Origin of the sequence: Helicobacter typhlonius (genome assembly GCF_001460635.1) — a bacterium.
In the GTDB taxonomy this organism is placed as follows: Bacteria; Campylobacterota; Campylobacteria; order Campylobacterales; family Helicobacteraceae; genus Helicobacter_C; species Helicobacter_C typhlonius.
Genome location: NZ_LN907858.1, coordinates 454,535 through 480,980, shown reverse-complemented (window position 1 = coordinate 480,980; position 26,446 = coordinate 454,535). Strand labels below are relative to the sequence as shown.

General features: G+C 40.6%; 28 protein-coding genes. 24 read left to right on the top strand and 4 right to left on the bottom strand.

Annotated features, from left to right (window positions below):
* Positions 1-86: 86 nt before the first annotated feature.
* Positions 87-1,196 carry a GDP-mannose 4,6-dehydratase gene (gene gmd / locus BN2458_RS02390; protein ID WP_034327978.1) on the top strand — a complete coding sequence of 370 codons (1,110 nt, stop codon included), beginning with the start codon at positions 87-89 and terminating at the stop codon, positions 1,194-1,196.
* 64 nt (positions 1,197-1,260) lie between these two features.
* The gene (locus tag BN2458_RS02385; protein WP_034342897.1) at positions 1,261-2,973 is read left to right on the top strand and encodes a hypothetical protein; all 1,713 of its coding nucleotides are present in this window, start codon (positions 1,261-1,263) and stop codon (positions 2,971-2,973) included.
* A 51-nt stretch (positions 2,974-3,024) separates the two neighbouring features.
* On the opposite strand, the gene BN2458_RS02380 is transcribed toward BN2458_RS02385, so the two are convergent.
* The 4 genes from BN2458_RS02380 to BN2458_RS02365 form a co-directional block, all read right to left on the bottom strand.
* Complete coding sequence (locus tag BN2458_RS02380; protein ID WP_034326886.1) at positions 3,025-3,735, bottom strand: ATP-binding cassette domain-containing protein; 711 nt, start codon at positions 3,733-3,735, stop codon at positions 3,025-3,027.
* Entirely contained in the window at positions 3,722-5,350 is a 1,629-nt protein-coding gene (gene nikC / locus BN2458_RS02375) for a nickel ABC transporter permease subunit NikC (RefSeq protein WP_034342895.1), read from the bottom strand. The genes BN2458_RS02380 and nikC overlap by 14 nt, the downstream gene beginning before the upstream one ends.
* Positions 5,347-6,306 carry an ABC transporter permease subunit gene (locus BN2458_RS02370; protein WP_052082121.1) on the bottom strand — a complete coding sequence of 320 codons (960 nt, stop codon included), beginning with the start codon at positions 6,304-6,306 and terminating at the stop codon, positions 5,347-5,349. The genes nikC and BN2458_RS02370 overlap by 4 nt, the downstream gene beginning before the upstream one ends.
* Positions 6,307-6,433: 127 nt before the next feature.
* On the bottom strand, positions 6,434-7,984 hold the full coding sequence (locus BN2458_RS02365) for a nickel ABC transporter substrate-binding protein (protein ID WP_034342893.1): 1,551 nt from the start codon (positions 7,982-7,984) through the stop codon (positions 6,434-6,436).
* A gap of 152 nt (positions 7,985-8,136) precedes the next feature.
* Between BN2458_RS02365 and BN2458_RS02360 the strand changes: the two genes are divergently transcribed.
* The 22 genes from BN2458_RS02360 (at position 8,137) to BN2458_RS02260 (ending at position 26,443) form a co-directional block, all read left to right on the top strand.
* Positions 8,137-10,335, top strand: coding sequence for a TonB-dependent receptor (locus tag BN2458_RS02360; RefSeq protein WP_034342890.1), 2,199 nt, complete (start codon positions 8,137-8,139; stop codon positions 10,333-10,335).
* A 209-nt stretch (positions 10,336-10,544) separates the two neighbouring features.
* A complete protein-coding gene (locus tag BN2458_RS02355) occupies positions 10,545-11,603 on the top strand; it encodes a GDP-L-fucose synthase family protein (RefSeq protein ID WP_034326875.1) in 1,059 nt (352 codons plus the stop codon).
* Positions 11,604-12,392, top strand: a complete 789-nt coding sequence (proB, locus tag BN2458_RS02350; protein ID WP_034326873.1) for a glutamate 5-kinase — start codon at positions 11,604-11,606, stop codon at positions 12,390-12,392.
* Complete coding sequence (locus tag BN2458_RS02345) at positions 12,389-13,336, top strand: methionyl-tRNA formyltransferase (protein WP_034326871.1); 948 nt, start codon at positions 12,389-12,391, stop codon at positions 13,334-13,336. The genes proB and BN2458_RS02345 overlap by 4 nt, the downstream gene beginning before the upstream one ends.
* Positions 13,330-13,623: a lipoate--protein ligase family protein gene (locus BN2458_RS10295; protein ID WP_231944828.1), complete on the top strand. Its 294-nt coding sequence runs from the start codon at positions 13,330-13,332 to the stop codon at positions 13,621-13,623. The genes BN2458_RS02345 and BN2458_RS10295 overlap by 7 nt, the downstream gene beginning before the upstream one ends.
* A 2-nt stretch (positions 13,624-13,625) precedes the next feature.
* Positions 13,626-14,042, top strand: a complete 417-nt coding sequence (locus BN2458_RS10290) for a lipoate--protein ligase family protein (protein WP_231944827.1) — start codon at positions 13,626-13,628, stop codon at positions 14,040-14,042.
* A 9-nt stretch (positions 14,043-14,051) separates the two neighbouring features.
* The gene (locus BN2458_RS02335) at positions 14,052-14,837 is read left to right on the top strand and encodes a ParA family protein (protein WP_034326867.1); all 786 of its coding nucleotides are present in this window, start codon (positions 14,052-14,054) and stop codon (positions 14,835-14,837) included.
* Positions 14,838-14,842: 5 nt separating this feature from the next.
* Complete coding sequence (locus tag BN2458_RS02330) at positions 14,843-15,712, top strand: ParB/RepB/Spo0J family partition protein (RefSeq protein ID WP_034326866.1); 870 nt, start codon at positions 14,843-14,845, stop codon at positions 15,710-15,712.
* 79 nt (positions 15,713-15,791) lie between these two features.
* Complete coding sequence (locus BN2458_RS02325; protein WP_034326865.1) at positions 15,792-16,217, top strand: FoF1 ATP synthase subunit B'; 426 nt, start codon at positions 15,792-15,794, stop codon at positions 16,215-16,217.
* 9 nt (positions 16,218-16,226) lie between these two features.
* Positions 16,227-16,742: a F0F1 ATP synthase subunit B gene (locus BN2458_RS02320; RefSeq protein WP_034342888.1), complete on the top strand. Its 516-nt coding sequence runs from the start codon at positions 16,227-16,229 to the stop codon at positions 16,740-16,742.
* Positions 16,742-17,275 carry a F0F1 ATP synthase subunit delta gene (locus BN2458_RS02315; protein ID WP_034326863.1) on the top strand — a complete coding sequence of 178 codons (534 nt, stop codon included), beginning with the start codon at positions 16,742-16,744 and terminating at the stop codon, positions 17,273-17,275. Before BN2458_RS02320 ends, BN2458_RS02315 begins: the two co-directional genes overlap by 1 nt.
* A gap of 20 nt (positions 17,276-17,295) precedes the next feature.
* Positions 17,296-18,810 (top strand): F0F1 ATP synthase subunit alpha, encoded by a 1,515-nt coding sequence (atpA, locus tag BN2458_RS02310; protein WP_034326861.1) that lies wholly within the window; start codon positions 17,296-17,298, stop codon positions 18,808-18,810.
* 12 nt (positions 18,811-18,822) lie between these two features.
* The gene (gene atpG, locus BN2458_RS02305; protein WP_034326859.1) at positions 18,823-19,716 is read left to right on the top strand and encodes an ATP synthase F1 subunit gamma; all 894 of its coding nucleotides are present in this window, start codon (positions 18,823-18,825) and stop codon (positions 19,714-19,716) included.
* Positions 19,717-19,734: 18 nt separating this feature from the next.
* On the top strand, positions 19,735-21,138 hold the full coding sequence (gene atpD / locus BN2458_RS02300) for a F0F1 ATP synthase subunit beta (RefSeq protein WP_034326858.1): 1,404 nt from the start codon (positions 19,735-19,737) through the stop codon (positions 21,136-21,138).
* Positions 21,139-21,146: 8 nt separating this feature from the next.
* The gene (atpC, locus tag BN2458_RS02295; RefSeq protein ID WP_034326856.1) at positions 21,147-21,551 is read left to right on the top strand and encodes an ATP synthase F1 subunit epsilon; all 405 of its coding nucleotides are present in this window, start codon (positions 21,147-21,149) and stop codon (positions 21,549-21,551) included.
* Positions 21,552-21,553: 2 nt separating this feature from the next.
* Positions 21,554-22,117: a MotA/TolQ/ExbB proton channel family protein gene (locus BN2458_RS02290; protein WP_034342887.1), complete on the top strand. Its 564-nt coding sequence runs from the start codon at positions 21,554-21,556 to the stop codon at positions 22,115-22,117.
* A gap of 6 nt (positions 22,118-22,123) precedes the next feature.
* Positions 22,124-22,525 (top strand): ExbD/TolR family protein, encoded by a 402-nt coding sequence (locus BN2458_RS02285; protein WP_034342885.1) that lies wholly within the window; start codon positions 22,124-22,126, stop codon positions 22,523-22,525.
* 4 nt (positions 22,526-22,529) lie between these two features.
* Positions 22,530-23,222, top strand: a complete 693-nt coding sequence (locus tag BN2458_RS02280) for a TonB C-terminal domain-containing protein (protein ID WP_034326852.1) — start codon at positions 22,530-22,532, stop codon at positions 23,220-23,222.
* Between the two features lie 20 nt (positions 23,223-23,242).
* Positions 23,243-24,499, top strand: coding sequence for a Tol-Pal system protein TolB (tolB, locus tag BN2458_RS02275; RefSeq protein WP_034342883.1), 1,257 nt, complete (start codon positions 23,243-23,245; stop codon positions 24,497-24,499).
* A gap of 64 nt (positions 24,500-24,563) precedes the next feature.
* Entirely contained in the window at positions 24,564-25,028 is a 465-nt protein-coding gene (locus BN2458_RS02270) for an OmpA family protein (RefSeq protein ID WP_034326849.1), read from the top strand.
* 21 nt (positions 25,029-25,049) lie between these two features.
* Positions 25,050-25,898, top strand: coding sequence for a tetratricopeptide repeat protein (locus BN2458_RS02265; protein WP_231944826.1), 849 nt, complete (start codon positions 25,050-25,052; stop codon positions 25,896-25,898).
* Positions 25,895-26,443: an FKBP-type peptidyl-prolyl cis-trans isomerase gene (locus BN2458_RS02260; protein ID WP_034326848.1), complete on the top strand. Its 549-nt coding sequence runs from the start codon at positions 25,895-25,897 to the stop codon at positions 26,441-26,443. The genes BN2458_RS02265 and BN2458_RS02260 overlap by 4 nt, the downstream gene beginning before the upstream one ends.
* Positions 26,444-26,446: the final 3 nt, after the last annotated feature.

Here is a 26,446-nt window from a genome sequence, read left to right as displayed (position 1 = left end):
TTGTAGATTTAAAAGTCTCCCCTTAAGGCAATAACTTCGCTTAAGCAAATTTACCCTACAATACGCTATTTTTACAAAGGATAAAAATGAAAAAGGCTCTTATCACAGGAATTACTGGGCAAGATGGCGCATATCTAGCAGAATTTCTCCTTAAAAAAGGCTATGAAGTGCACGGGGTAAAGCGCAGGAGTTCTCTTTTTAACACCGATAGAATCGACCATCTCTATCAAGACCCGCACATTGATAATCGCAATTTTTTCCTACATTATGGGGATTTAACCGATTCTATGAATCTCACACGCATTATTGCAGATACACAACCTGATGAAATCTACAATCTCGCCGCGATGAGCCACGTAGCCGTGAGTTTTGAGACGCCAGAATATACTGCAAATGCCGATGGAATAGGCACACTTAGAATCTTAGAAGCCGTGCGACTTTTAGGATTAACACAAAAAAGCAAAATCTATCAAGCCTCCACAAGTGAGCTTTATGGCTTGGTGCAGGAGATTCCACAAAGTGAAAAAACGCCCTTTTATCCACGTAGCCCTTATGCGTGTGCGAAACTCTATGCCTATTGGATAACGATAAATTACCGCGAGGCGTATGATATGTTTGCCTGTAATGGAATCTTATTTAACCACGAAAGCCCCATACGAGGCGAAACTTTCGTAACGCGCAAAATCACACGAGCCGTGGCAAAAATTGCACTAGGATTGCAAGATAATCTCTATCTTGGGAATCTCTCTGCTAAACGCGATTGGGGACACGCTAAAGACTATGTGCGTATGATGTGGCTTATTTTACAAGCTCAAAAGCCCGAAGATTGGGTGATTGCTACAGGCGTTACCACAGAAGTGCGTGATTTTGTCAAAATGGCGTTTAGTGAGCTTGGCATTGAAGTAGAGTTTAGAGGTGAGGGCGTCAATGAAAAAGGCTATATCAAAAAATGCAATGGGGACTTTCAGCTAGAAATTGGCAAAGAAGTGGTGAGCGTAGATGAACGATATTTCCGCCCTACTGAAGTGGATTTGCTTATTGGCGATGCGAGTAAGGCACGAGAGAAACTCGGGTGGATTCCAGAATATGATTTAAATGCACTCATCAAAGATATGGTGCAAAGTGATTTGAAACTTATGCAAAAGGATAAATACCTCAAAGATGGTGGCTATAAGATTCTAAGCTATTTTGAGTGATGCAAAACTAGCCCTTTATTTTACGCCCAATCTGTGCGCCCTATACCAACTTCAAAGGATAAAAATGGAAAGAAATATACAAACCCCTAATACTTATAAGCTAGCGGGGGGGGGGATAAAGTATCTTCTCTCTCATACATTTACCCCGCACTCCCATAAATACACTTTTTTCTTTTTTGCCTTTCTTTCTCTTTATTGCATAGGCATTGTTTGCTACTCGCGCTATACTTACAATCTCGATGATATTTGGATGTGGCTTAAAATTTATGAATCTCAACCCATATTTAATGGCTACACACCTAGTAGCGGGCGGTTTTTTCCTCTGGCTTCTTTGGATTTAAATCTCATTGCGATATTTTCACACAATCCTTATATGTTTTTTGCCTTTAATGCGCTTATCGTCTTTGCCGTGGGGCTTTTGCTATGGATTTTATTTGCCCTTGTGTTACAGGAGAGGCACTATACTTTGCGTGTGGTGCTTTTACTTTGTATATTTTTACACCCGGGCTTTATTACAATAATGCTTGGTATCTGTTACCCCGAGCGTTTGCAAGTGCTTTTTCTAAGCCTCTTTGTCCTATCTAGTATAAGATTCTATCAAAATACAAACATTCCTAGTGCCATTATTGGATTCATAAGTGCGAATCTCGCCTTATATTACAAAGAGCCTACCTTTTTAATGATTGGTAGTGTTGGATTGCTTATGCTCATAGATTCTCTTAAGCACAAAAAAGGCACAAAAGCCTATGCCTATTATGGTGCATTACTCGCAAGTGCGCTTTTGTTTCTTGTGTTGTATGCCCTACTTATTATGCCAAATATAGAAAAAACTTATGCGCGTGGGATATTTCTTAGTGCGCACGAGGAATTGCTCCATACACTCAAAGGGCTTTTTAACTTTATGCTTAATGACAGCCTTTTACTACTTTTATTGCCGAGTTTGCTTTTGTATAGAATTTATAGGTTTATTGTGAAAAGTGATAGATATCATATCTTTTGGGATAGTTTGCTTTTGGGAGGATTCTTATATGCGTGTGCCTTTATCAAGCTTAAACTTTTTGAATCCTACTATCTCATACCTATTTATTTTGTAAGCCTTGTTGGAATGCTTTATTTTCTCTATCAGCTTCATTATATACGATTTAAAATATTTAAGATTCTAAGCATAGTCTGTGTAATTCTCATTTGCATAAACACCCTACCCGCTGGTATTTACAGCTATATCTCTCTCAAAAGTGAAGGAGTAAAATTTCACAATGCCCTAGCCTTTGTCGCAGATAAAGCAAAAAAGAGAGCAGAATCTCATCAAACGCTTAACATTTATTTTGAGGGCAACGGGCGCGGCGAAAATTACGCCACTTGGTATTGGGGATATTTCGCAAAATATTTAGAAATAATATATCATACACATAATGTTGATATAAAAATCAAAGATGAAAATTCCCCGACATTATGGGAAAAAATGCGCTTATGGGGCTATGACCCATATTCAACAATAAGTGCGTATAATAGCGATGCTATCACTACGCCACAAAGCGGGGATTTAATTATCCTTAATAGCAGCACAATTTATAATGCAAATACGGAATATATAGAGAATCTAGCCCAACAATATCGCCTTATCTACACAAGCAGCGCATTTGGGATTCCCTACATCGCCATAAAGCCACTGCTTAAAGCATTTTTTGCTAACTCGCAAACATTAAAAGATGTTACGCTTGGCAATCAAAATCTCTTTAGGCTACCACTTAGAGATTATATTTTTGAAGTGCCTTAAGCTATTGGCAGGATTTGATGAAATTTATTATATAAGGCAAGGAGATTGTGCTTAAGATTCTAACTCACCTTGTGCGCTCATCACGCGCACATCATCACATAATCTACGCGCCACTTCCTCATCGTGTGTGATAAGCAAAATACTCGCTCCTGTGCGCTTTTGCCACTGCTTTAAATATTCCACCACCGCCAAAGATAGCTCATAGTCAAGTCCGGAAGTGTTTTCATCAAGGATAAGTAATTTTGGCTCGACACAGAGGGCACGAATAAGGCATATTCGCTGTGCCTCTCCACCCGAGATACTTCCAACCTGCCTAGAAAATATATCCTCTGGCAATGCCAAGTCTCGCGCCAAAGCCTTTAGTCGCGCTATACTCTCCTCCTTGCTTAAATGCGAGAGGTATTGAAGCGACTCGAGGCAATTTTCAAGGCAGGAATAATAAGGATTCAGTGAGCCTATGCAGTCTTGAAATAGAATCTGCACTTGCCTATAAAAATCCCTTCTTGTCTCTATGTTTTTAAGTTTCAATAAAGCAGAATTATACTCCACGACACCACGCGCACCATTTTCATCTTTACTTGGGTGCAAAAGCCCACACGCGATTTTAGCCAATGTGCTCTTACCACAACCACTCTGCCCCATAATCGCTAGGCTTTGATGAGATTGCATACGCAAGTTAATATGCCTTAACACCTGCTTTGTGCGTGTGCCAAAGAGACGATAAGAGGTGTAGGAATAGGACACATTTTTAAGCTCGAGCATTTTCACTCCTTTGTGCGCATATTTGCGCTAAATGCCTCATTGTAGGTGTTTGTGCGCCCTCTTTCATTATTTTGCCCTGCAGAATCTGCGCAGATTCTATAATCCTCCCCTGCTCCATTACATAGACATATGTTGCATTATCCGCTACCGCCGCCAAATCGTGCGTGATAAGCAAAATACCAAGATTATGTGAATCTTTCAAGTCTCGCAATGTGCGCAAAATCTCATAGGCTATGGGCTTGTCTAAGTCGCTTGTAGGCTCATCGGCTATAATAAATGGTGCTTGTGTAAGCAAAGCAAGAGCTATCATCACGCGCTGGAGCATTCCCCCGCTTAGCTCAAATGGATAAGCAGATAAAATATTAGAATCTAGCCCCGCATTCAATAAACATTGTCTAATAAAATCACTATCATAGGGCTTATATAGTGCCTTGCAAGTCTCTTTAAAATGATAATTGATACTCAAAAGCGGATTGAAGCAAGTGCGCGGATTCTGCATAATACACGCAAAAATCACGCCTCGATACAAGGCAGGATTTATGAGTTTATCATCGAGCCTAACGCTCCCATCTTGCTGTGTAAGGTTAGGAGAGATAAAGCCCTGCAAGGCAAATGCGCTAAGAGACTTACCACTACCACTTTTGCCAAGCAGTGCGCTACACTCTCCCCTATAAATTCGCACAGAATCCACACTAACAAGCTCATTTTCATAAGATTTGATGCGCAAATGTTCTAATTCTAAGCTTTTTGCGCTTTGAATCTGCACAGATTCTATAATTTGCGTATTTTTTGACACAAAGTCTTCAAGCTTATGCACAAAACCAAAGCTATCTCGCAGACTCTCCCCTATCATATTTGCCAAAGCCACACAAACAAAAAGTGCCAAGCCCGGATACACAATCAACATAGGATAATCCCATAGATAATCTTTTGCCTCGCTCAACATAATGCCCCATTCAGCAGTGGGTGACTGCACACCAAGCCCCAAAAAAGATAATCCAGCAATATGAAGCATAATGTGCCCTATATCCATACTTGCCAAAACAGCGCATTGACTGATGATAGGGAGCATCAAATGCCTTTTGAATCTCTGCAAACTCCCCGCCCCAAAGGTAAAAGAGAGCAGGACATATTCTTTATTTTTGAGACTAAAGACGATACTACGCACAATCCGCGCATACCACGCCCAATGTGTGAGAATAATCGCAATCATCACATTTTCTAGCCCACTCCCAAGCACACCGACCAAAAAGAGAGAAAGTGCGATAGTTGGCACACTCATAAAAATATCGCATATACGCATACACAGCGCGTCAATCCTCCCACCAACAAAGCCAGACAATCCTCCCACACTAATACCCAAAATCACAATAAAAGCCAAAATCACCGCAGCACAGCCTAATGAGAGTCTTGCTCCATAGAGAATACGAGAGAAAATATCCCTACCCAAATAGTCGCTCCCGCACCAATGCGCCGCACTCGCAGGAGCAAGAATATTATCCAAATCCTGCATATCAGGCGCATAAGGCGCAACAAAAGGTGCAAAAAATGCTAAAAGCGCGATGATACCCATACCCACAAGAGCGCATTTGCCCCACCAGCTCATCGCCCTCATATCTCGCCCTTTGCATCAAGTGCGTAATTTTGCCTACGCATACGCGGGTCAAAAAGCGCATAGAGTATATCAACAAGCACATTACACAGCACAAAGGTTGCACCCAGCACAACAATAAAGCACTCAATCACCGGAAAATCGTGATTTGCTATGCCCTGAATACTATATAGCCCAATGCCGGGCAGTCCAAACACGCTTTCAATCACAAGCGCACCGCCTATAAGCTCACCTATATGCATACCCATTGCGGTAAGAATTGGCAAGAATGCGTTATAAAAAATATGCGTGATATAAAGCCTCAATCCCTTTATTCCACGCATTCTCGCATATACAATATGCCTCTCCTCCTGCACTTGAAGCATATTTGCCCGAATGAGACGCGCTAAGACACAAATAGACATAAGCGCGATACTAAGGCTTGGCATAATAAAGCTTTGCGCACCCTCAATTCCCACCGCAGGAAGCCACCCAAGATACACACTAAAAAAGAGCATAAGCAAAAAGGCAAACCAAAAATTTGGCATACTCACACCAACAAAGCAAAAGATTCTAATTACAAAATCTATGAATCGATTGTGATAATACATTCCTAATATTCCTAAAGGCAGGGCAAAGATGAAAGTCAAAATGAATCCGCACAACACAAGCAAAAGTGTGTTTGGTAAAAAATGTAAAAAATCCTCGCTCACACTCCGTCCGGTCATATACGATGTGCCAAAATCAAGCTTTATAGCGTCTTGAAGCCATAGGAAATATTGTGTCAAAATTGGTTTATCAAGTCCAAAACTTGCTCGAAGTTCCTCCACAAGTTCGGGCGTGGCGGGGAGATTTGAAGCTATAAGATAGCTCATCACAGGGTCGCTCCCGCCAAGCCGCAAAAGCACAAATACCCCAAAAGATACAAATAACACGATAGGCACTATCCACGTTATCCTATACAGCACAAATTTTTTCATACACACCTCGTTTAAGTTTTAGAATCTTAAAAATTCTTGCTTTTTACTTTAAAAGTCTATTCTTATCTTGGAATCCATTTTTAGAATCCGCACTTCTTTTTGAAAAACATTTGTAAAAAGCCTTACCCTATTTTTTAGAATCCTCATAAAACTCCCAAAATGGCACTTCATAGCTAGAAACACCCATATCAATGCCTTTAATCTTTTTGTGTGCTATAGCTTTATTTCTTTGATTGCTAAGGGGCATATACACACCGCTATCCTCTAGCATAAAGATAATGCGCTCTAATGTGTCTTTAAAAGCCTTAATATGAGGATTAAGCGCGATGAGCTTTCTTATCTCCTCATCAATGAGAGGCTTTGTTGGTAGCCCCTGCTGCGCGGCATAGTCGATGTGGCTAGGTATAAGCATAGAGTGCAAGATAGTCAAAGGATCATAGGGCGCACCCCAAGTATCCCTAAAAGCTATGTCAAATGCCCCATTGAGTAGTCTATTCATATAGATACTATACTCACTCGCGCTTATATGCACTTTCACGCCAAATGCTTTCAAATCGCTTTGGATAATTTCAGCCATCATCTTTTGCGCCGGATTATCACCTATATAGAGGATTTCTATACCCCTTTGCCTTGAATCTGCAAAATGTTTTCGCAAAAATGCCAATGCCTCCTCTTGCTCACTCGCGCTTATACTATGCGCCTCTTCACAAGCCTTGCTTGGCTGAAACATACAATCTGTTGTATCCTGTAAGCCACTATACACCGCTTTTATCAACCTTTGCTTATCTATGCCATAGCCTAGAGCCTTACGCAAGGTGCGCTCTAATTCCGTATTACCGAGCTTGAAAGCGGGTGAGGCGGAATTAATCACAAGATTAGTTGTATAAATGGGCGGACTTAGATAAGTATGAAACTGCGCGCCCCTTTGCATACTCTTAAAAATTTCTAACGGAATCTGGTCGTTCCCATAGATCATATCAATCTGCCCACTCTTTAGTGCGGCAATTTTTGAGCTCGGGTCATAAATCACTTTCAAAATTACCTCATCATAATAGATGCCATTATAGGCGTCCTTATCCCAATAGTGAGGATTTTTCACCAATGTATCACTCACACCATACACACTTTTAGCCAACATATACGCGCCCGTGCCAATGGGTTGTGGATTGTGCTTTATCAAGTCTAAATCTTTAGGCATAGCACTTGGTGCTAAGAATCTAAAAGGACGCGCCACTGCGAGTTCATCTAATGTCGGGCTATAAGGCTTTTTAAGAATCAAGCGCACTTTGTGGGGCGCGAGTTTTTGTGCGGATTCTAAAGCTACAGCAAGCCCACTCCACGAATGTCTTGCTCGATTTTTTAACACAGATTCAAAGTTTTTCACCACCGCGTCAGCGTTAAACTCCTCACCATTTGAGAATCTCACCCCCTCACGCAGGGTAAAATCATACTGCAAAGCATCTGTGCTAATCTCCCACATAGTAGCAAGACTTGGCACAATCTTGCCTCGCTTATCCACACGCACCAACCCTTCATACACCGCATTTTGCGCAAACATTGCATTACCCTGATAACCTTGAGGATTTAGCGCACCGATATTCTCCGACACCGCTACAATGAGGGTATTTTTTCCCCATACCACGCCTATATACATAAAAAATACGATGATTACGCGCATATTTATCCTTAAGATTCTAAGCTTTTGCAAGATTTATAAAACCCAAAAAGCAGTAGTATATCATATTCAAAATAATAAAAAATAAGTATAAGTAATATTTAAGTTGTGCTATAATAAAATATGTATTATATCTTATTACATAAGGCAATACTATGTTTTATCTCCCTCGCTTTGTTGCCTCCTTGTCATTTTTAAGCTTGTTTGTCCTCACACGTTGCGTCAATGCCTATGGTATAGAGTCCTATACATTCAGTCCATCTATCGTCAAAGAGAGTGCGCTTGCCACCGATGTGGAAAAAATCCCGGGCAACGCAAGTGTGCTAAATGCGAGGCAGATTCAAAATATGCCAAATACCAAAATCACCGATACGCTTAAAAAACTTGCTGGTGTGCGCGTGGATAATGATACAAGTTTCAATCCTCGCCCAAAAATAAAGATTCGCGGTATCAATTATGGCACACTGCTTATGCTTGATGGAGTGATTTTGAGCGATTTGGAAGGAGAGAGCAGAATCTTAAATCAAATTTCACTCTATGATGTAGAACGCGTGGAGGTGGCGCGCGGGACATTCTCTAGCCTCTATGGTGCAGGTGCGATTGGTGGTGTAGTAAATTTCATCACCGCAATGCCAAGCGAATTTTCATCTCAAATCATCATAAGCTATGGTGATGAGTTTGTCAAAGATACCGCGGATAAGAATCTTATCCGCGCCTATGCGAATGTAGGCGATGTGTTTTTCGATAAAAAGCTAAGGCTCAAGCTTAGTGCGGGATACACACAAAGCGAGGGTTACCCAAGCTTTCCCACCACACTGCCAAGTGGCATTCAAGCCCCCAATGACATAAGCGGTATTACAACAGACAAGGCAGGAAATCTCATCATTGGTGATGGAGGCAAGCGAAACTATCACATTTATGATGTGCGCTTGAAAGCAGAATATGGCATAAACGATTCTCATATGCTCTCCGCTATGCTTAGCTTCTCTAATCACAGCTATAAATTCAAACATTTCACAAGCTACATCACCGATAATGCGGGGCAAAGCACAAACCTTGTAGATGGCAAAGATTATTTTGTAGGCTCGGGGATTGGCGGTATAGGCAATTATTCTCATCTACTTGGGAATCTCACCTATGAGCACGATTTTGACAGCTCCTCGCTCAAACTCTCTTTTTCATCAATGAATCTCTTTAGCCTTTGGCAAGACGCAACACAGGACGAGGGCAATAGATATGGCGGAGCAGGAGGGACGCAGGATATAGATTCTACAAGCAACTATATAGATATTATCTATACTATGAATCTTGGCAGTCGCCACACACTCATTAGTGCCGCGCAATTTCGCTACTATGACTTCGTGCAGCATAATCGCAATATGACAAATTGGAAAGTCTCCAGCACACGCACAGATACTTATAGAAGCTATGGCGGCAAGGCTTTCGTAGCATCGGCATTTATGAATCTTCATTCTAGTCTTTCACAATCACTCTCTAGCTCACTTGGAATCCGCTATGACTATTGGCGTAATTACGCAGGGTATCTCACCAATACGCTTAATCCCACTACAAATCGCCACAATCAAGGTGCAATCGCCTCTATCCTTAGCCCGAAACTCTCGCTCAACTACACACCAGAATCTACACAAGGACTCATCTTTAAAACTTCGCTTGGCTCGGGCTTTAGAATGCCAACTATGAGGGATATGTATCAATTCACACACGGCAACACTTTTTGGGAGATTAACCCCGACTTAAAACAAGAGAGTGCGCTAAGCTTTGATATAGGCGCAGAATACTACAACAAAAGCTTTGAGGGCAAACTCTACTACTACGATACCGAGTTATGGGATATGATTTACCGCTCTGGCGCGGGAAATCAAAATAATCCATATAAAAATATTAATGCAGGGCGGGGGAGGATTCACGGCGCGGAGCTAAGCGCGCAAGTGCCGATTATGCGCGATGTATTTATAGAGGGCAACTACACGCTTACACTTACTAAGATTCTAAAAAATGACGCAAAGCCTAATACAGAGGGCAAACAACTCGCCGCTACGCCAAAGCATATGGCAAATATTGCGCTAAATTACTTTCCACAATATGGATTCTATGGCTCAATTTGGGCATATTATGCACCGGCATTTTTCGCAGATGATATGAATACTCCCGCGCTTAAAAACACCTATGGGAATTATGAGGCGCAATTCACGCTTAATGCAAAATGTGGCTACAACTTCAAAAATGGCATTGACTTATCAGCAAGTTTTGCTAATATCACAAACAATCGCTACTATGACTTCTATCGTGTAGCTGGGGCAAGTTATGCGCTGCAATTGCGATATAAAATATAAGGAAGATTCTAAGCAATGCCCTAAAACTTACAAAACTTGCTTTTAAAATCTACTTACCGCTCTATTTTTGCTGATATTTTAGAATCAAGCTAGATTCTCACATTTGCTACATATCCTTTGCATAATGCGCAAGAAACTTAAGCGACTTAAGAGTGATGTTGGATATAATACGCCCTTTAAAATATATTTTAAAACATAAGGGGATTGCAATGCAAAAAGATTCTAAAATCTTTGTTGCTGGACATAGGGGACTTGTAGGCTCAAGCATACTTGAATATCTCAAGCAGCAGGGCTATACGCAACTTATTGCCAAAACGCGCAATGAGCTTAACTTGCTCTCTTCTAGCGCGGTGGAAGATTTTTTTAGCACCTATCGCCCCGAATATGTCTTTTTAGCTGCTGCAAAAGTGGGTGGGATTCTAGCAAATAACACTTACCGCGCAGATTTTATCTATGAGAATCTCGCTATACAAAATCACATTATCTACAATGCTTATAAATATGGTGTTAAAAAGCTCCTTTTCCTTGGTAGCTCGTGCATTTACCCAAAAAATGCTCCTCAACCTATGGGCGAAGATGTGCTACTTACAAGTGAGCTAGAATACACAAATGAGCCTTATGCGATTGCTAAAATCGCAGGAATCAAAATGTGTGAAAGCTTCGCCTTGCAGTATGGTTGCGACTTTGTCTCTGTAATGCCTACAAATCTCTATGGCAATAATGATAATTTTGATTTAGAAACCTCCCACGTCCTCCCTGCACTCTTGCGTAAAATGCACCTTGCAAAACTCTTAGAGCAAAAGCATATACAAGGCTTAGAGCGCGATACAGGGCTAAATGGCACAGACTTACAGGAGTATTTAGCGCGATTTGGCATAGAGGATTCACAAGTGAGTATTTGGGGCGATGGCACACCTCGTAGGGAATTTCTCCACGTGCGAGATATGGCAGAAGCCTGTGTATTTGTAATGGAGCGCATATCTTTTAAAGACCTCGCCACCACTTGTGCGCCGCAGATTCGCAATACCCACCTCAATGTCGGCTATGGCGATGATGTAAGCATATACGAACTTGCGACATTGGTAAAGGATATTGTGGGATTTAATGGCAAACTCGTCTTTGATAGCACTAAGCCAAATGGCACGCCACAAAAACTTATGGACACAAGCAGACTAAACAAGCTCGGTTGGCAGGCAAAAATCTCTCTTAGAGAGGGTATAGAAAGTGTGTATAGGCATTATCTTAACAAACAAAAGGAGATTCTATAAATGCAAAAGCCACGCATTGTTTTAAAGGTAGGCTCATCAAACCTCTGCAATGGCAAAATCATTGACAAAACGCAGATTCAAGCCCTTGCAAATATCATTAGTGAGCTAAAGACGCAATATGATGTCATTTTGGTAAGCTCTGGTGCGGTGGCAAGCGGACACACAGAGCTTACTATTGATAGAAATATCTTACAAAATAAACAAGCCCTAGCAAGCATCGGGCAACCCTTGCTTATGGAATCTTATCGCAATGCCTTTTTGCAGCACAATATCACAATCGCCCAACTATTGCTCGTATGGCGCGATTTTGATTCAAGACGACACACAGATTTTGCCAAAAACACCATAGACACGCTTTTATCGCATAATGTGCTACCAATCATCAACGAAAACGATACAATCGCCACAGATGAAATTGTATTTGGCGATAACGACAGGTTAGGCGCGTATGTGGCGCATTATTTTGGCGCAAAACTGCTTGTGATTTTAAGCGATATTGATGGCTATTTTGATAAGAATCCTCATCAATTCCCTGATGCCAAGATTCTACCAATCGTGCATAGTATTGCACCAAGTGCCTTGCAAGAAAACCACACGCCAAATGAGAGCTTTGCCACAGGGGGTATTGTAACCAAACTTCTAGCGGCTGATTTTTTACTCAAACATAACAGAATGATGTTTTTAAGCAATGGGCGCAAACTCGATATTTTACGCGATTTTCTCCTGCATAAAAAGCATACTTCTGGCACACTTTTTTGCTCAAGTGATATTAAGGAGTGGATTCTATGAGACTTATCCTCGCCGGGACTCCTGCGTTTGCGTGGGAAATTTTTGCCCCGCTATTAGACGATGATTTTTTTGAAATTGTTGCGCTTATTTGTCAGCCTGATAAACCCTTTGGGAGAAAAGCCGAGCTAAAACCTCCACACACAAAGGCAATGCTCCTGCAAAAAATAAAGACAAACCTAAAGCAAGATTCTGAATCTATGCCACATATTTTTCAGCCTAGCAGTATTACGCAAGATTTTATTGAAAATATGCAGATTCTAAAACCCGATATGATACTTGTTGTAGCGTATGGGAAGATTCTACCCAAAGCTTTTTTAGACATTGCGCCTTGTATCAATATCCACGCTTCTATCTTGCCTTTGTGGCGTGGGGCAAGTCCTTTGCAGCAGATGATTCTCTCTCAAAGCCCATACTTTGGCATAAGTGCGATGAGAATGGGTGAAGAACTCGATAATGGCGATATTCTAGGCATATCTTATGTTGCAAATACACAGCAAAATATTACGGAGCTTTCCTCACAACTTGCTGAATCTGGAGCAAAACTCGCGACATTTGTATTGAAAAACTTTGAAAAAATCGAGCCCTTAAGGCAAATTGACGCGGATTCAAGCTATTGCACAAAAATCAAAAAAAGCGATGGTTTTATGTGTTTAGAATCTGCACAAAATGTGTATAAAAGCTACCTTGCCTATTGCGAGTGGCCCCATATCTTTATCCAAAGCGTGAAAGGCTACACGCTCAAGCTCTTTGATGTGAGCCTTATAGAATCTAATGAATCTCACAATGCGGGTGAGATTCTAAAAATCGGGGATTCAAGTATCGTTGTGGGCTGCAGAAGCGGGAGCTTAAATATTGACTCTTTGCAGCAGGAGGGTAAAAACAGACTTGAAGCAGCACTCTATCTGCGCGGTAAGCACCTAAAAATAGGCGATGTGTTATGCTAGATTCTCACCTTACAGGCTTTGATAGCGCATTTATCGCGCTTCTTAATTCGCGCATTTATCACTTTGATACATTAGAATCCACACAGACTTACGCCATAGAGATGATTAAAGAAGACAAGCTCAATGTGCCATTTTGCATTAGTGCAAAAACACAAAGCAATGCCATAGGGAGCAGGGGCAACCAATGGGATAGTGTGCCAAAGTCTTTACTTTTCTCCTTTGCCCTGCCCTTAAAAAGTCTGCCACAAGACTTGCGTTTAGAATCGAGTTCGATTTTTTTGGTGTAATTATGCGCGAATATTTGCGCTCCCTTGGCTCACAGGTGTGGCTCAAATATCCAAATGATTTATACAGAACAGATTCTAAAATTGGCGGGATTCTCACTCAAAAGGTGAAAGGCAACATTGTGTGCGGAATAGGCATCAATCTCTACTCTGCAAATACCGAACAAAACACGCAATATGCGACTTTAGAAGAAACTATAAGCGCAAATATCGAGCCTGTGCGCTTTTTGGAAGATTTTTTCAAAAGCTTTGAAAATTTTGTATCGTGGAAGCAGATTTTTAGTATTTATAAGCTAGAATTTTACAAGAATAGCTCCTTTTTCTTTCACTTAGGTAAAGAGAGGATGTGTTTAAAGGACGCTATTCTTAATGAAGATGGCTCTTTAAGTATTGATGGAAATAAAATTTATAGCTTACGATAAGGAGAAATTATGTGTGAAATAATAGCTATAGCGAACCAAAAAGGCGGGGTTGGCAAAACAACCACAGCTGTAAATCTTGCAGCCTCCCTAGCCTCTGCTAATAAAAAGGTGCTTGTGATTGATTATGATCCTCAAGCAAACGCAACTACAAACTTTGGTATCCGCCGCAATAAAATAGAATCTGATATGTATCACGTGCTTACGGGCTCAAAGAAGCTGTCTCAAATTATTCTCAAAACTGATATTCAAAACCTCTATCTTGCACCCTCAAATATTGGTCTAGCAGGTATCGAAAAAGAATTTTATAATAAGAATAATATGAAAGGGCGCGAACTCCTCCTTAGTAAGAAAATCGATGAGGTTAAAGAGGAATACGATTATATTGTTATTGATTCTCCGCCTGCGCTCGGCTCTCTCACGGTTAATGCCCTTGCTGCGTCTGATTTTGTTATCGTGCCTATACAATGCGAATTTTTCGCGCTTGAGGGTTTGGCACAGCTACTCAATACAATCAAGCTCCTTAAGGATACAATTAATCCACGATTGAAAATTAAAGGATTCTTGCCTACTATGTATTCTGGACAACACAATCTATCAAGGCAAGTCTTTGATGAGCTTAAAGAGCATTTTAGTAAAGAGTTGTTTAAATATGAAGATGACTACATCATTGTTCCACGTAGTGTGAAGCTCGCCGAATCTCCTAGCTTTGGCAAACCCATAATGCTGTATGATAATCGCTCAAATGGTAGTGTGGCGTATGAGAATCTCGCACGCACAATATTACAAGGGGCATAAACACAATGAGTAAAAAAAAGTTAGCAATCGGCAGGGGGCTAGGCGCGATACTTTCTGAAACAGCAGAGGCTTACGAGCAAAGTCTCAGCGATAATTCCTCGCCCGTGCTTGAACTCGATATTGATATTATTAAGCCAAATCCCTACCAACCGAGAAAAACTTTTAATACTCAAGCCCTGCAAGAACTTTCTGAATCTATACTTGAACATGGCTTATTGCAACCTGTCGTTGTATATGATAATGGCGATGGAGATTATATTCTAATCGCTGGTGAGCGCAGACTCCGCGCCTCAAAGCTTGCGGGATTGAGTAATATCAAAGCCATTGTGGCAGAGATTGATTTTAAACGCTTAAGAGAACTTGCCATCATTGAAAATATTCAACGTGAGGAGCTTAATCCTATCGAGTTGGCACTCTCATACGAGGAGCTTCTCAAGGAGTATGGTATTACCCACGAGGAACTATCTAAACGTATCAATAAATCACGCACACAAATTACAAACACTTTACGCCTTTTACAACTTAGTGATGAAGTCAAGCAAATGCTGAATGAGGATAAAATCTCGCAAGGACACGCAAAGATGCTTGTTACACTAAATGCAGATAAACAAAAGCTCGTAGCAGACTCTATCATAGGGCAAAAGTTAAATGTGCGTGATACCGAAACACTCATAAAAAAAATAAAAGAAGAGCCAAATAAGACTAAAAAATCTCCCAAAGAATATATGCGAAATATCAATAATAAGCTGCTTACAGAGCTTCAAGATGAACTCAAATTGCTTGGCATACAAAGCCAAACAAGCTCATCAAAAATTACCATTTGTTTCCAAAATGATGCCGAAATTGCAACCTTGATAAAAAAAATATCAAAATGATACGCACTTTAAGGTTTAATATATTTTAACTTGTTAGAATATCCCAAGTTTTCACAAAATATTCACAAAGGAGAATAGAATGAGCATTACCCTCAATCCTTACTTAATGCTACTTGTTTTTGTTACCTTTATGCTTCTTATTTTCTTGCTAAATCAATGGCTTTTCAAACCTATGCTTGCTTTTATGAGTAATAGAGATAGCTTTATTGACCAAGAAATTACAAATACACAGGGTTACAGAGGTGAAATAGATGAAATTGAAAAAGAAATTGCACGAACTCTGTCTTTGGCGCGCAAAGAGGCGGCACAGATTCTAGAAAGTGCTACAAAAGAGGCAAAAACTAACTATGAAGAAAAAATTAATGCAAAGAAAGTAGAGAATGAGAGCAAACTCGCACAAGCCAAGCAAGAGCTAGAGGAGCAAAAATCGCAGCTTTATGCAGAGCTGCTTGAGCAACTTCCTGTTTTTAAAAATGCACTTAATGCAAAACTCGAGCAAATATAAGGGGGTATAATGAAAAAGATTCTATGTGTGGCATTACTTTTATTTTTCCCGTCCTTTCTTCTCGCTTCTGCTGGAATAGAAGGAAGCGACTTTGTGGAACGTATTATAAACTTTGTAATTTTCGTAGCAATTTTATGGTATTTTGCTTTCGATCCGATCAAAGGTTTGTTTGTCAATAGAAAAAATGCCATAGCTGCTCGTCTTCAAGAAGCGCAAAGTAACCTCCACAAGGCTAAACAAGAAAAAGAAGAAGCACAAAAACGCTTAGAAGAGAGTAAAGAAAGGGGCAAATCTATCGTTAATGCGGCGAAACAAGAGGCATACTTGGTAGAGCAGAGATACAACGGACAAATCAAGAAAGATGTAGAGGCGTTAAAATATGCTTTAGAGTCAAATATTGAATTTGAGCGAAGAAAAGTGGTGCAGGAAAGTGTCAATAAACTCCTTAATACACTCATTAAGAGCAATGATATTCATCTTAATAAAGAGGAATATGTAAACATCATTACCAAAAGGATTTCATAATGCTTCATATCGTTGCAAAAAAATACACACAAGCCCTTATGGATTCTGTAAGTGATTTGGACGAAGTGCTCCATATTTTGAAGGGATTTTCTAATGTCCTTAGGGAAAAGAAAAATGCAGACATTATCGCCTCGCCATTTTTGAGCAAGTCCCAAAAGGAGCAGTTTTTACTGGAAAGTGTAAGCAAGGTTGGTAAGGTAGATACAAAGTTAGAAAACTTTTTCCGTCTTTTGGCGGAAGCAGATAGAATCTTGTTGATACCATACATAGCTAGTGAATTAGAGAAGTGCCTGCTTGCACGCAGGAAGGAATATGCAGCCACGCTTGTAACAAAGGAAGAATTAGACAGCGCTACGTTGGACAAGATTCAATCTGCTTTAGCTAAGAAGCTTGGCGTAAAGCTTAGCATCATGCAGGAGTTAAGTGGGGCAGAGGGCATTAAGTTGAGCGTTGAGGATTTGGGCATTGAGGTATCTTTTTCCAAAGAACGTTTTAGTAGTGATCTCAAATATCACATTCTAAAAGCACTTTAATTTAACACAAGGAGAGAAAAGTGACAACAAAAATCAAGTCAGAAGAGATTAGTTCAATCATCAAAGAGCGTATTGATAGCTTCAATATCAATATTGATATTAGCGAAACTGGCAAGGTTATCGCTTATGCTGATGGTGTGGCAAAAGTGTATGGTCTCAACAATGTAATGTATTACGAAATGGTAGAATTTGACACAGGTGATACAGGTATTGCATTCAACCTCGAAGAAAGTAGTGTTGGTGTCGTGGTGCTTGGTTCTGGTCGCACGATTAAAGAAGGAACTTCTGTAAAACGTCTTAAAAAACTTATGAAAGTGCCTGTGGGTGATGCAGTTGTAGGGCGCGTTATCAATACACTCGGTGAGCCACTTGATGGCAAGGGTGCGATTGAAGCAAGTGAATTCCGCTTTATTGAGGAAAAAGCACCGGGCATTATGGCACGTAAGTCAGTGCATCAGCCATTACAAACAGGACTTAAAGCAATTGACGCGCTTGTGCCAATCGGTAGAGGACAAAGAGAGCTTATCATCGGCGATAGACAAACTGGTAAAACAACAGTTGCAGTTGATACAATCATTAACCAGAAAGGACAAGATGTTATATGTATCTATGTTGCTGTGGGACAAAAAGAATCTACGGTTGCACACGTGGTGCGTAGTCTCGAAGAATACGGGGCAATGGATTACACAGTCGTGGTAAATGCCCCTGCTTCATTCTCTGCGGCAATGCAATTTTTAGCACCTTACACAGGCGTTACAATTGGCGAATATTTTAGAGATAACGCAAGACACGCGCTTATCATCTATGATGACTTGAGCAAACACGCTGTGGCATATCGCGAAATGTCGCTTATCTTAAGACGCCCACCTGGACGTGAAGCTTTTCCCGGAGATGTATTCTATCTACACTCAAGACTTCTTGAAAGAGCTGCAAAGTTAAGCGATGAGTTAGGTGCTGGTTCTCTTACCGCGTTGCCTATCATTGAAACACAAGCAGGCGATGTGGCTGCATACATTCCTACAAATGTAATCTCTATTACTGATGGACAAATATTCCTCGAAACTGACTTGTTTAACTCAGGTATCCGCCCTGCGATTAATGTTGGTCTTTCTGTTTCTCGTGTGGGTGGTGCGGCGCAGATTAAAGCTACAAAACAAGTAGCAGGAACATTGCGACTTGACCTAGCTCAATACAGAGAGCTTCAAGCATTCTCGCAATTTGCCTCTGACCTTGATGAGACAAGTCGCAAACAGCTTGAAAGAGGACAAAGAATGGTTGAGATTCTAAAGCAGCCCCCATACTCGCCTCTTGCTATTGAAAAGCAAGTAATTATTATTTATGCTGGCGCAAATGGTTTACTTGATGATATCCCTGCTAATAAGGTGGTAGCATTTGAAGCGGATCTTTATCCATTCCTTGAAGCGAAATATCCCAAAATTCTTGAAAATATCAGCGCAAAGAAAGCACTTGATAAAGATATTGAGGCAGAGCTAAACAAAGCACTTGAAGAATTCAAAATAAACTTTGGAGCATAAAAAGGAGCTGCAATGGGGGGCAACCTTAAAGAAATAAGAAAGAAAATAACGAGTGTCAAAAACACGCAAAAGACTACTCGAGCGATGAAACTCGTTTCTAGCTCTAAGCTCAAAAAAGCTGAGGAATTAGCAAGGCGCTCTAGAGTCTATGCGAAACAACTCAGCGCGATGTTTAATGATGTCGTGGCAAGAGTGCGCTTGCGTGGATTAGACAGTATCAATAGTGCCTATTTTGCAAAGTCAAAAGACCGCGAAATCAAAAAGCTTGATATTGTTTTTATCACAGCCGATAAAGGCTTGTGCGGTGGATTCAATACTGCTACGATCAAAGAAGTAGTACGGCTTATGGAATCTTATAAATCACAGGGTATAAAGGTGCGCTTAAGGGGCATTGGCAAAAAGGGTATTTCGTTTTTTGCTTTCAATGACATAGAGGTGCTTGACAAAGCGGTGGGTTTAAGCTCTATGCCTACTTTTGAGAAAGCTGAAAACTTTATCAACAATGTTGTTAATGATTTCTTAAATGGTGCAACAGATGAAGTGATTATTGTGCATAATGGCTTCAAGAATATGATTTCTCAAGAACTTGAAGTTCAGGCGGTGTTGCCACTTACTATTAATATCAACGAAGCAGAGCAAGTCTCTACGCTTAATGTTGAGCCCGAAGATGGAGAGGATGAGGTGCTTGATACGCTTGCGAGAAAATATATTCAATACAATATGTATTACGCACTAGTAGATTCTCTAGCAGCTGAGCATAGTGCTAGAATCCAAGCAATGGATGCAGCTACAAACAATGCGGGTGATTTAGTGAGAAGCCTCACAATCGCTCTAAATAAAGCGCGACAAGAAGCAATCACAACAGAGCTTGTTGAGATTAATGCCGGTGTCGAGGCGATTAAATAAATATACAAAGGAGAAAGAATGCAAGGTAAAATTACACAAGTGATGGGTCCGGTGGTAGATGTTGAGTTTAGCTCTTATCTACCAATGATTAACGAAGCAATTGATGTTACTTTTCAAATTGAAGGGCAAGAGCATAGGCTTGTCTTAGAAGTTGCTGCACATCTTGGCGATAATCGTGTGCGAACAATTGCGATGGATATGACAGAGGGACTTACCCGTGGGCAGGAAGTCAAGGCTCGTGGTAAAATGATTGAAGTGCCAGTGGGTGAAGCTGTGCTTGGCAGAATCTTTAATGTAACAGGTGATATTATCGATGGTGGTGAGCCTCTTAGTAGCGACCAACTCAAATGGGGTATTCATAGAGAAGCTCCAACCTTTGAGCAACAAAGCACAAGAACAGAAATGTTTGAAACAGGTATTAAGGTTGTTGATTTATTGGCTCCTTATTCAAAGGGTGGAAAAGTGGGACTCTTTGGTGGTGCTGGTGTGGGCAAAACCGTTGTGATTATGGAGCTTATCCACAATGTTGCTTATAAGCATAGCGGATATTCAGTATTTGCCGGTGTGGGTGAGCGCACAAGAGAGGGAAATGACCTCTATAATGAAATGAAAGAAGGTGGCGTTTTAGATAAAGTTGCTCTATGCTACGGACAAATGAATGAGCCACCGGGCGCAAGAAACCGCATCGCCTTTACAGGTTTGACAATGGCAGAGTATTTCCGCGATGAAAAAGGGCTTGATGTGCTTATGTTTATCGACAATATTTTCCGCTATGCACAATCTGGTTCTGAGATGTCAGCACTCCTTGGACGCATTCCTTCAGCTGTGGGGTATCAACCTACACTCGCTGGTGAAATGGGCAAGCTTCAAGAACGTATTACATCAACCAAGAAGGGTTCTATTACCTCTGTTCAGGCGGTATATGTCCCTGCGGACGACTTGACTGACCCTGCTCCTGCATCTGTGTTCTCACACCTTGATGCAACAACAGTGCTCAACAGAAAGATATCAGAAAAGGGCATTTATCCAGCGGTGGATCCACTCGATTCTACTTCTAGAATCCTTAGTCCGCAAGTTGTTGGTGAAGAGCATTATGCAGTTGCGACAGGGATTCAACAAGTGCTCCAAAAATATAAAGACTTGCAAGACATCATCGCTATTTTGGGTATGGACGAGCTTTCCGAAGAAGATAAGCAAATTGTTGATAGAGCAAGAAAGATTGAGAAATTCCTTTCACAACCATTCTTTGTAGCAGAGATTTTCACAGGGAGTCCGGGCAAGTATGTAACGCTTGAAGAAACACTTGAAGGATTCAAAGGCATTTTGGAAGGTAAATATGACAATATACCCGAAAATGCTTTCTATATGGTCGGCAATATCCAAGAGGTACTAGAAAAAGCACAAAAAATCAAAAGTGCATAGGGGATGGAATGGAAAAAATCACACTAAGTATCGCAACTCCATACGGAAGCATCTTTGATGGTGAAGTGAAGTATGTCATTGTGCCCGGAAGCGAGGGGGAGTTTGGTGTTTTTCCCGGACACTGCGACTTGCTCTCTCTGCTTAAGATTGGCATTATTGAATTTGAGACTTTAGATGGCGATAAGGGATTCATAGCGATTAATTGGGGACACGCGCAAATCTCCCAAACCGGCACAAAAACAGATGTAAAGATTATTGCCGATGGTGCGGTAGCCATTATGGGCAATACAGAGTCAGGAGTCGCAACTGCTATTCAAGAAGCTAGAGCATTACTAGAAGGAGCCTCCAACGATACTTCTCTTATCGGCACGGTGGTTTCTCGCGTTGAGACTATTGCAAAAAACAGAATCTAGTGATGGATATCTTCAAAACTTTCTTTGCAGAAAGCACAATAACAACTATTATTGTGCTTTTGTGGCTCTCACTCTATTTTCTCGCTACTCTTTGGATATATATTTACAAAAGCTTCACGCTTAGTGATTGGTTGGCAACGGAGAAGCATTATCTTGATATGCTTGTGGCTAAGAGTATCCTCATACCAAAAAACACTTTCATAAATGCCCTGCTCGAAAAAAGCGAAGGGCGCGTTTCGCGAGAGATTTTGCAAGTATGGAAGCTCAAAGCCACTCAAAAAGCCACTTCTTCACTCGTTTTTTTAAATATCATTGCCTCTACTGCACCTTTTATTGGACTATTTGGCACGGTAGTTGAGATTCTAGAAACCTTTAGTGTGCTAGGAGATGGTAATGTCTCTTTTGATGTGATAGCCCCTGTCATATCAAAAGCCCTCGTGGCAACCGCTGCTGGTATTTTAGTAGCCATCCCTGCATACACATTTGCCCTGCTACTCAAGCGTAAAGCCTACCACATCATCACATACATTCAAATGCAAATTGACCTTACACTTTCAAACAAGTAGGATTCTATGCAAAATGATGAATTTGACTGGGAAGAAAAACCCGAGCTCAACATAACACCGCTTGTTGATATTATGCTCGTGCTTTTGGCGATACTTATGGTGAGTACCCCTACTATTACTTACCAAGAGGATATTACTCTCCCAAAAGGCTCAAAATCAAAGAAAATGGCGCAAGATTCTATGATTGAAATTCGTGTGAGCGCGGATAGAAAGATTTATATCCGCGACAATGTGTATGAGTTTAAAAACTTCGCAGATAGCTTTGTGCTTTTTAGCAAAAGCTTCGATAAAAACATCAGCGTTTTTATAAGGGCTGATAAGAATCTTAAATATGAAGATGTGATTTATATCCTCAAAACCGCTAAAGAAGCTGGTTTTCTCAAAGTATCCCTCATCACTAGTAGCTAGAACTATGAATAATGCTCTTTTATTTATCACGAGTGGTATTATCTCATTTTGCATATATTCCCTACTTATTATTGCGCTTGTTTTTACACTTTTTCGTTCAAATCCCACGCATTACGCCGCACTTAATGAATCTGCCCTATCGCTACATGCTATAAGCATAGAGGCTATTATAGATGATAAACCCACCCCTAGCAAAAGTAGCCAACCAGCCCTCAATAGCCCTCTTGCTGGTTCTGGTATTAAGGATATGTTTAGCAAGATTGATAGTGATATACCAGCACAAAATGCAGAAATAGGCGACAATAGAGAAAAAGTCGAGCAAAATAGCAAGGAGCAAAAGCTTAAAGATTTACAAGCGAGTGCAGAATCTTTGCAAAAACAGCTGAATACCTTAAGCAATCTCACCATAAGCGCAAACACCAATCAAAGTGATGGAGAATATGATGAGTGGTATGCACAAATTGAAAAAATGATGTTTCAACAATGGCAGCAAACATTTTATGTAGAGGAAAAATTACAGGCTTTGGTGCATATTGTCATCACAAGCAATGGTAATTTTAGCTATAAAGTTGTAAAATACGCGGGCAATGTGGCATTTGATGATTCGCTTAAGGCGATGCTTGAGGAATGTATCAAGATTCACTTCCCACCCCACCCTAAGGGCAAAAGGGAAATTGCCATAACATTTAAAAATTGATTTACGCACAAAGGAGTCCTATGAGAATTTTTACTTTGATTTTGCTACTTACCCTAAATCTTTTCGCTATTGATGCGACAATAGAGATTGTAAAAAATACAAACAAGATTCCATATATTGTTGTCGAACGACTAGATTCTGACAATACAGAATTTGGCAATAAGATTCTAAAAATGCTCATAGCTGACTTGAAAGTAAGCGGACATTTTCAAGCAAATGACGGGGGTATAAAGAAGCCTTCTTCTATCGCATACAAAGAATATGCAGATAAAAAAATTGACCTATTAGCGCAGATTAAAGTAAGCAAGTCTTCAAATAATCTCGTTGGCACAATTTCACTCTATGATATAAATACCTCAAAGCATATTTACACTAAAGACTATACAGAAAACGACCTTAAACGATTCCCGTTTATTGCACACAATATGGCTATTGATGTCAATGGCTACATACGCGCACCCAGCATTCAATGGATGAAACGCCTCGTAGTGCTCTCTCAATACACCAATTCCGGCAATAGTGAGATTCTCATCGCAGATTACACCTTGACTTATCAAAAAGTAGTTGTCAAAGGTGGGCTCAATATTTTCCCTAAGTGGGCAGATTCAAAACAAGAGAGCATTTATTATACAAAATACCTTGAAGTGCCCACTATTGTAAGGCATAATCTCGCCACAGGACAAATTGAACAGCTCGTAGGAAGCGAAGGCGCGGCTATGGTCTCTGATGTGAGTAAAAATGGAGAGAATCTTATTCTTAGCCTATCGCCCAATACCCTTTCGGATTTGTATATCTACAATGTGAGAAGCAAGAATCTACGCCGCTTAACGAATTATTCGGGTATTGATGTAGATGGTAAGTTTGTAAATGATGATAAAGAAATCATCTTTGTATCCGACAGACTTGGCTACCCAAATATTTTTATGATGAGAATTGATGGGGGTGGCACAGAACAGGTTGTTTTACACGGACGCAACAATAGCGCAGTAACTTCAAATGGCAAGTATGCGGTTTATACAAGCAGAGAGACAAATAATGAGTTTGGAAGCAACACTTTCAATCTCTATCTTATTTCACTTGCGCCTGGCTCAAACTATATCCGCCGCCTCACCGCAAATGGCAAGAATCAAATGCCCAAATACTCAAGTGATGGTGGAAGCATTATGTATGTTAAGCATTACAAGGCGCAAAGTGCGTTAGGCATCATTCGTGTAGATTATAATACAAATTATTTTTTCCCACTCACAAAGATGAAAATTCAGGCATTTGATTGGTAAATTTATATATATTTACTTTTGTAGCTTAGAATAATTGGTATCTTAAATATCACAAGGAGTTAGTATGAAAAAGTATTTAGCTATAGGTGCTTTGGTAGCACTTATTTCAGTTGGTTGTTCAGAGCCAGAGGCTGCTGATGGAGGAAGTGGAACTTCTGCTAGCGGTAGCGATAATTTTGTGAAACTCACAGATGCTGCTGAAGGATATGCGCAAGTATTGTTTGACTTTGATAAATATGATATTCGTCAAGATATGGAAGAAAAAGTAAATAACAGTGCTACCGCCCTTAAAAATACAGGAGCAAATGTCGTGCTTGAAGGACACACAGACTCTTATGGGTCAGATGCGTATAACTATGCACTTGGCACAAAGAGAGCAAATGCAGTAAAAAATGCACTTACTGCTCGTGGTGTAAATGCCTCTCAAATTAAAACCGTGAGTTATGGCGAAAGCAAACCCACTTGTTCAGTCGATACTCCTGATTGTAATCAGGCGAATAGACGCGTTGAGTTTAAGCTATCAAAATAACTTCAAGTTGGAGGCTAGAATTTGCTGAAGCATTGTGTTTTTCTCGCACCTCTTTTTCTAGTCTTTAGCCTCAATGGTGAGCCATCTGCTTTTGAAAAGCAGAGTGGCGTTACCAAAAACGATATAAAAACCTTACAGAATCTCGTCAGCAAACTTCAGCAGAAAGTAGATAGTATAGGACAAGCCCAAGAGGGTATCTCCAGCCTTTATGAATCTCAAAGCAGCAAACTACACCAGCAAGTCTCACAGGGTGTGCAAAATGCAAAAGACATTGAGGAGATAAAAGCACAGCTGGATACAAACTCAAAGGACATTGCAACTATCAAGGCTCAAATGAAAGAGATTAATGCGACACTCACAACGCTTAGTCAAACAATTCTTAGCGAGCTAAAGGAGCTAAGCAATAATCCCATACAGACTACAAGCACAAATCAAAAGAATACAGCAACAAATAAACAAGCAGATTCAAAAGCCCCAACTTTCACAAAAGACAAGGCAAAAAGGGCGGATATTTTTACCCAAGCCCAAAATCTTTTTAACAAAAAAGAGTATGAATCTGCCAAAGTGCGCTTTGAATGGCTCATCGAGATAAACTACAAAAAGGCACATAGCTCTTTCTATCTTGCTGAAATTGCCTTTGCAAACAAAAGCCACAACGAGGCAATTAAGCTTTACAAAGAGAGTGCAATAGCAAATGACAAGGCTTCATATATGCCTACACTTCTGCTTCATACTGCGCAATCTTTCAACGCTATCAAAGATACAAAAAACTATAATAGGTTCTTGGATACTTTGATAAGCAACTATCCTTCGAGCAAAGAGGCTCAAAGTGCCAAAAATTTAAAATCTAAAAATAAGGACAAAAAATGATTACTCAAAATAAAATCGTAAGTATTGAATACGAAGTGTTTAATCAAGCAGACAATGCCTTGCTTGATTCTAATAAGGGCGGTGCACCACTTGAATTTCTAGTAGGCTCTGGGCAAATCATAAGTGGGCTTGAAAATGCCCTTATGGGTGCAAGCATAGGCGATAATATCAAGGCTACTATCGCTCCCGAAGATGCTTATGGCACATATCAAAGCGACTTCGTGCAAGAAGTGCCAAGGGAACAATTTGAGGGCATTGAGCTAAAAGCTGGTATGACGCTTTTTGGTCAAGGTGAAGACGGACAAACCGTGCAAGTAAGCGTGAAAGACTTTAACGATAATGTTGTGATTATCGACTACAACCACCCTCTAGCAGGAAAAACTTTGCAATTTGATGTAAAAGTAATTGATGTGCGCGAAGCCACCGAAATGGAAATTTTGCAAGGTGGCGTAGGTGGCGGCTGTGGCTGTGGAAGTGGCGGAGGCGGTGGAGGCTGCTGCGGTGGCGGAGGACATAGCGGTGGAGGCTGTGGCTGTTCGCACTAATTT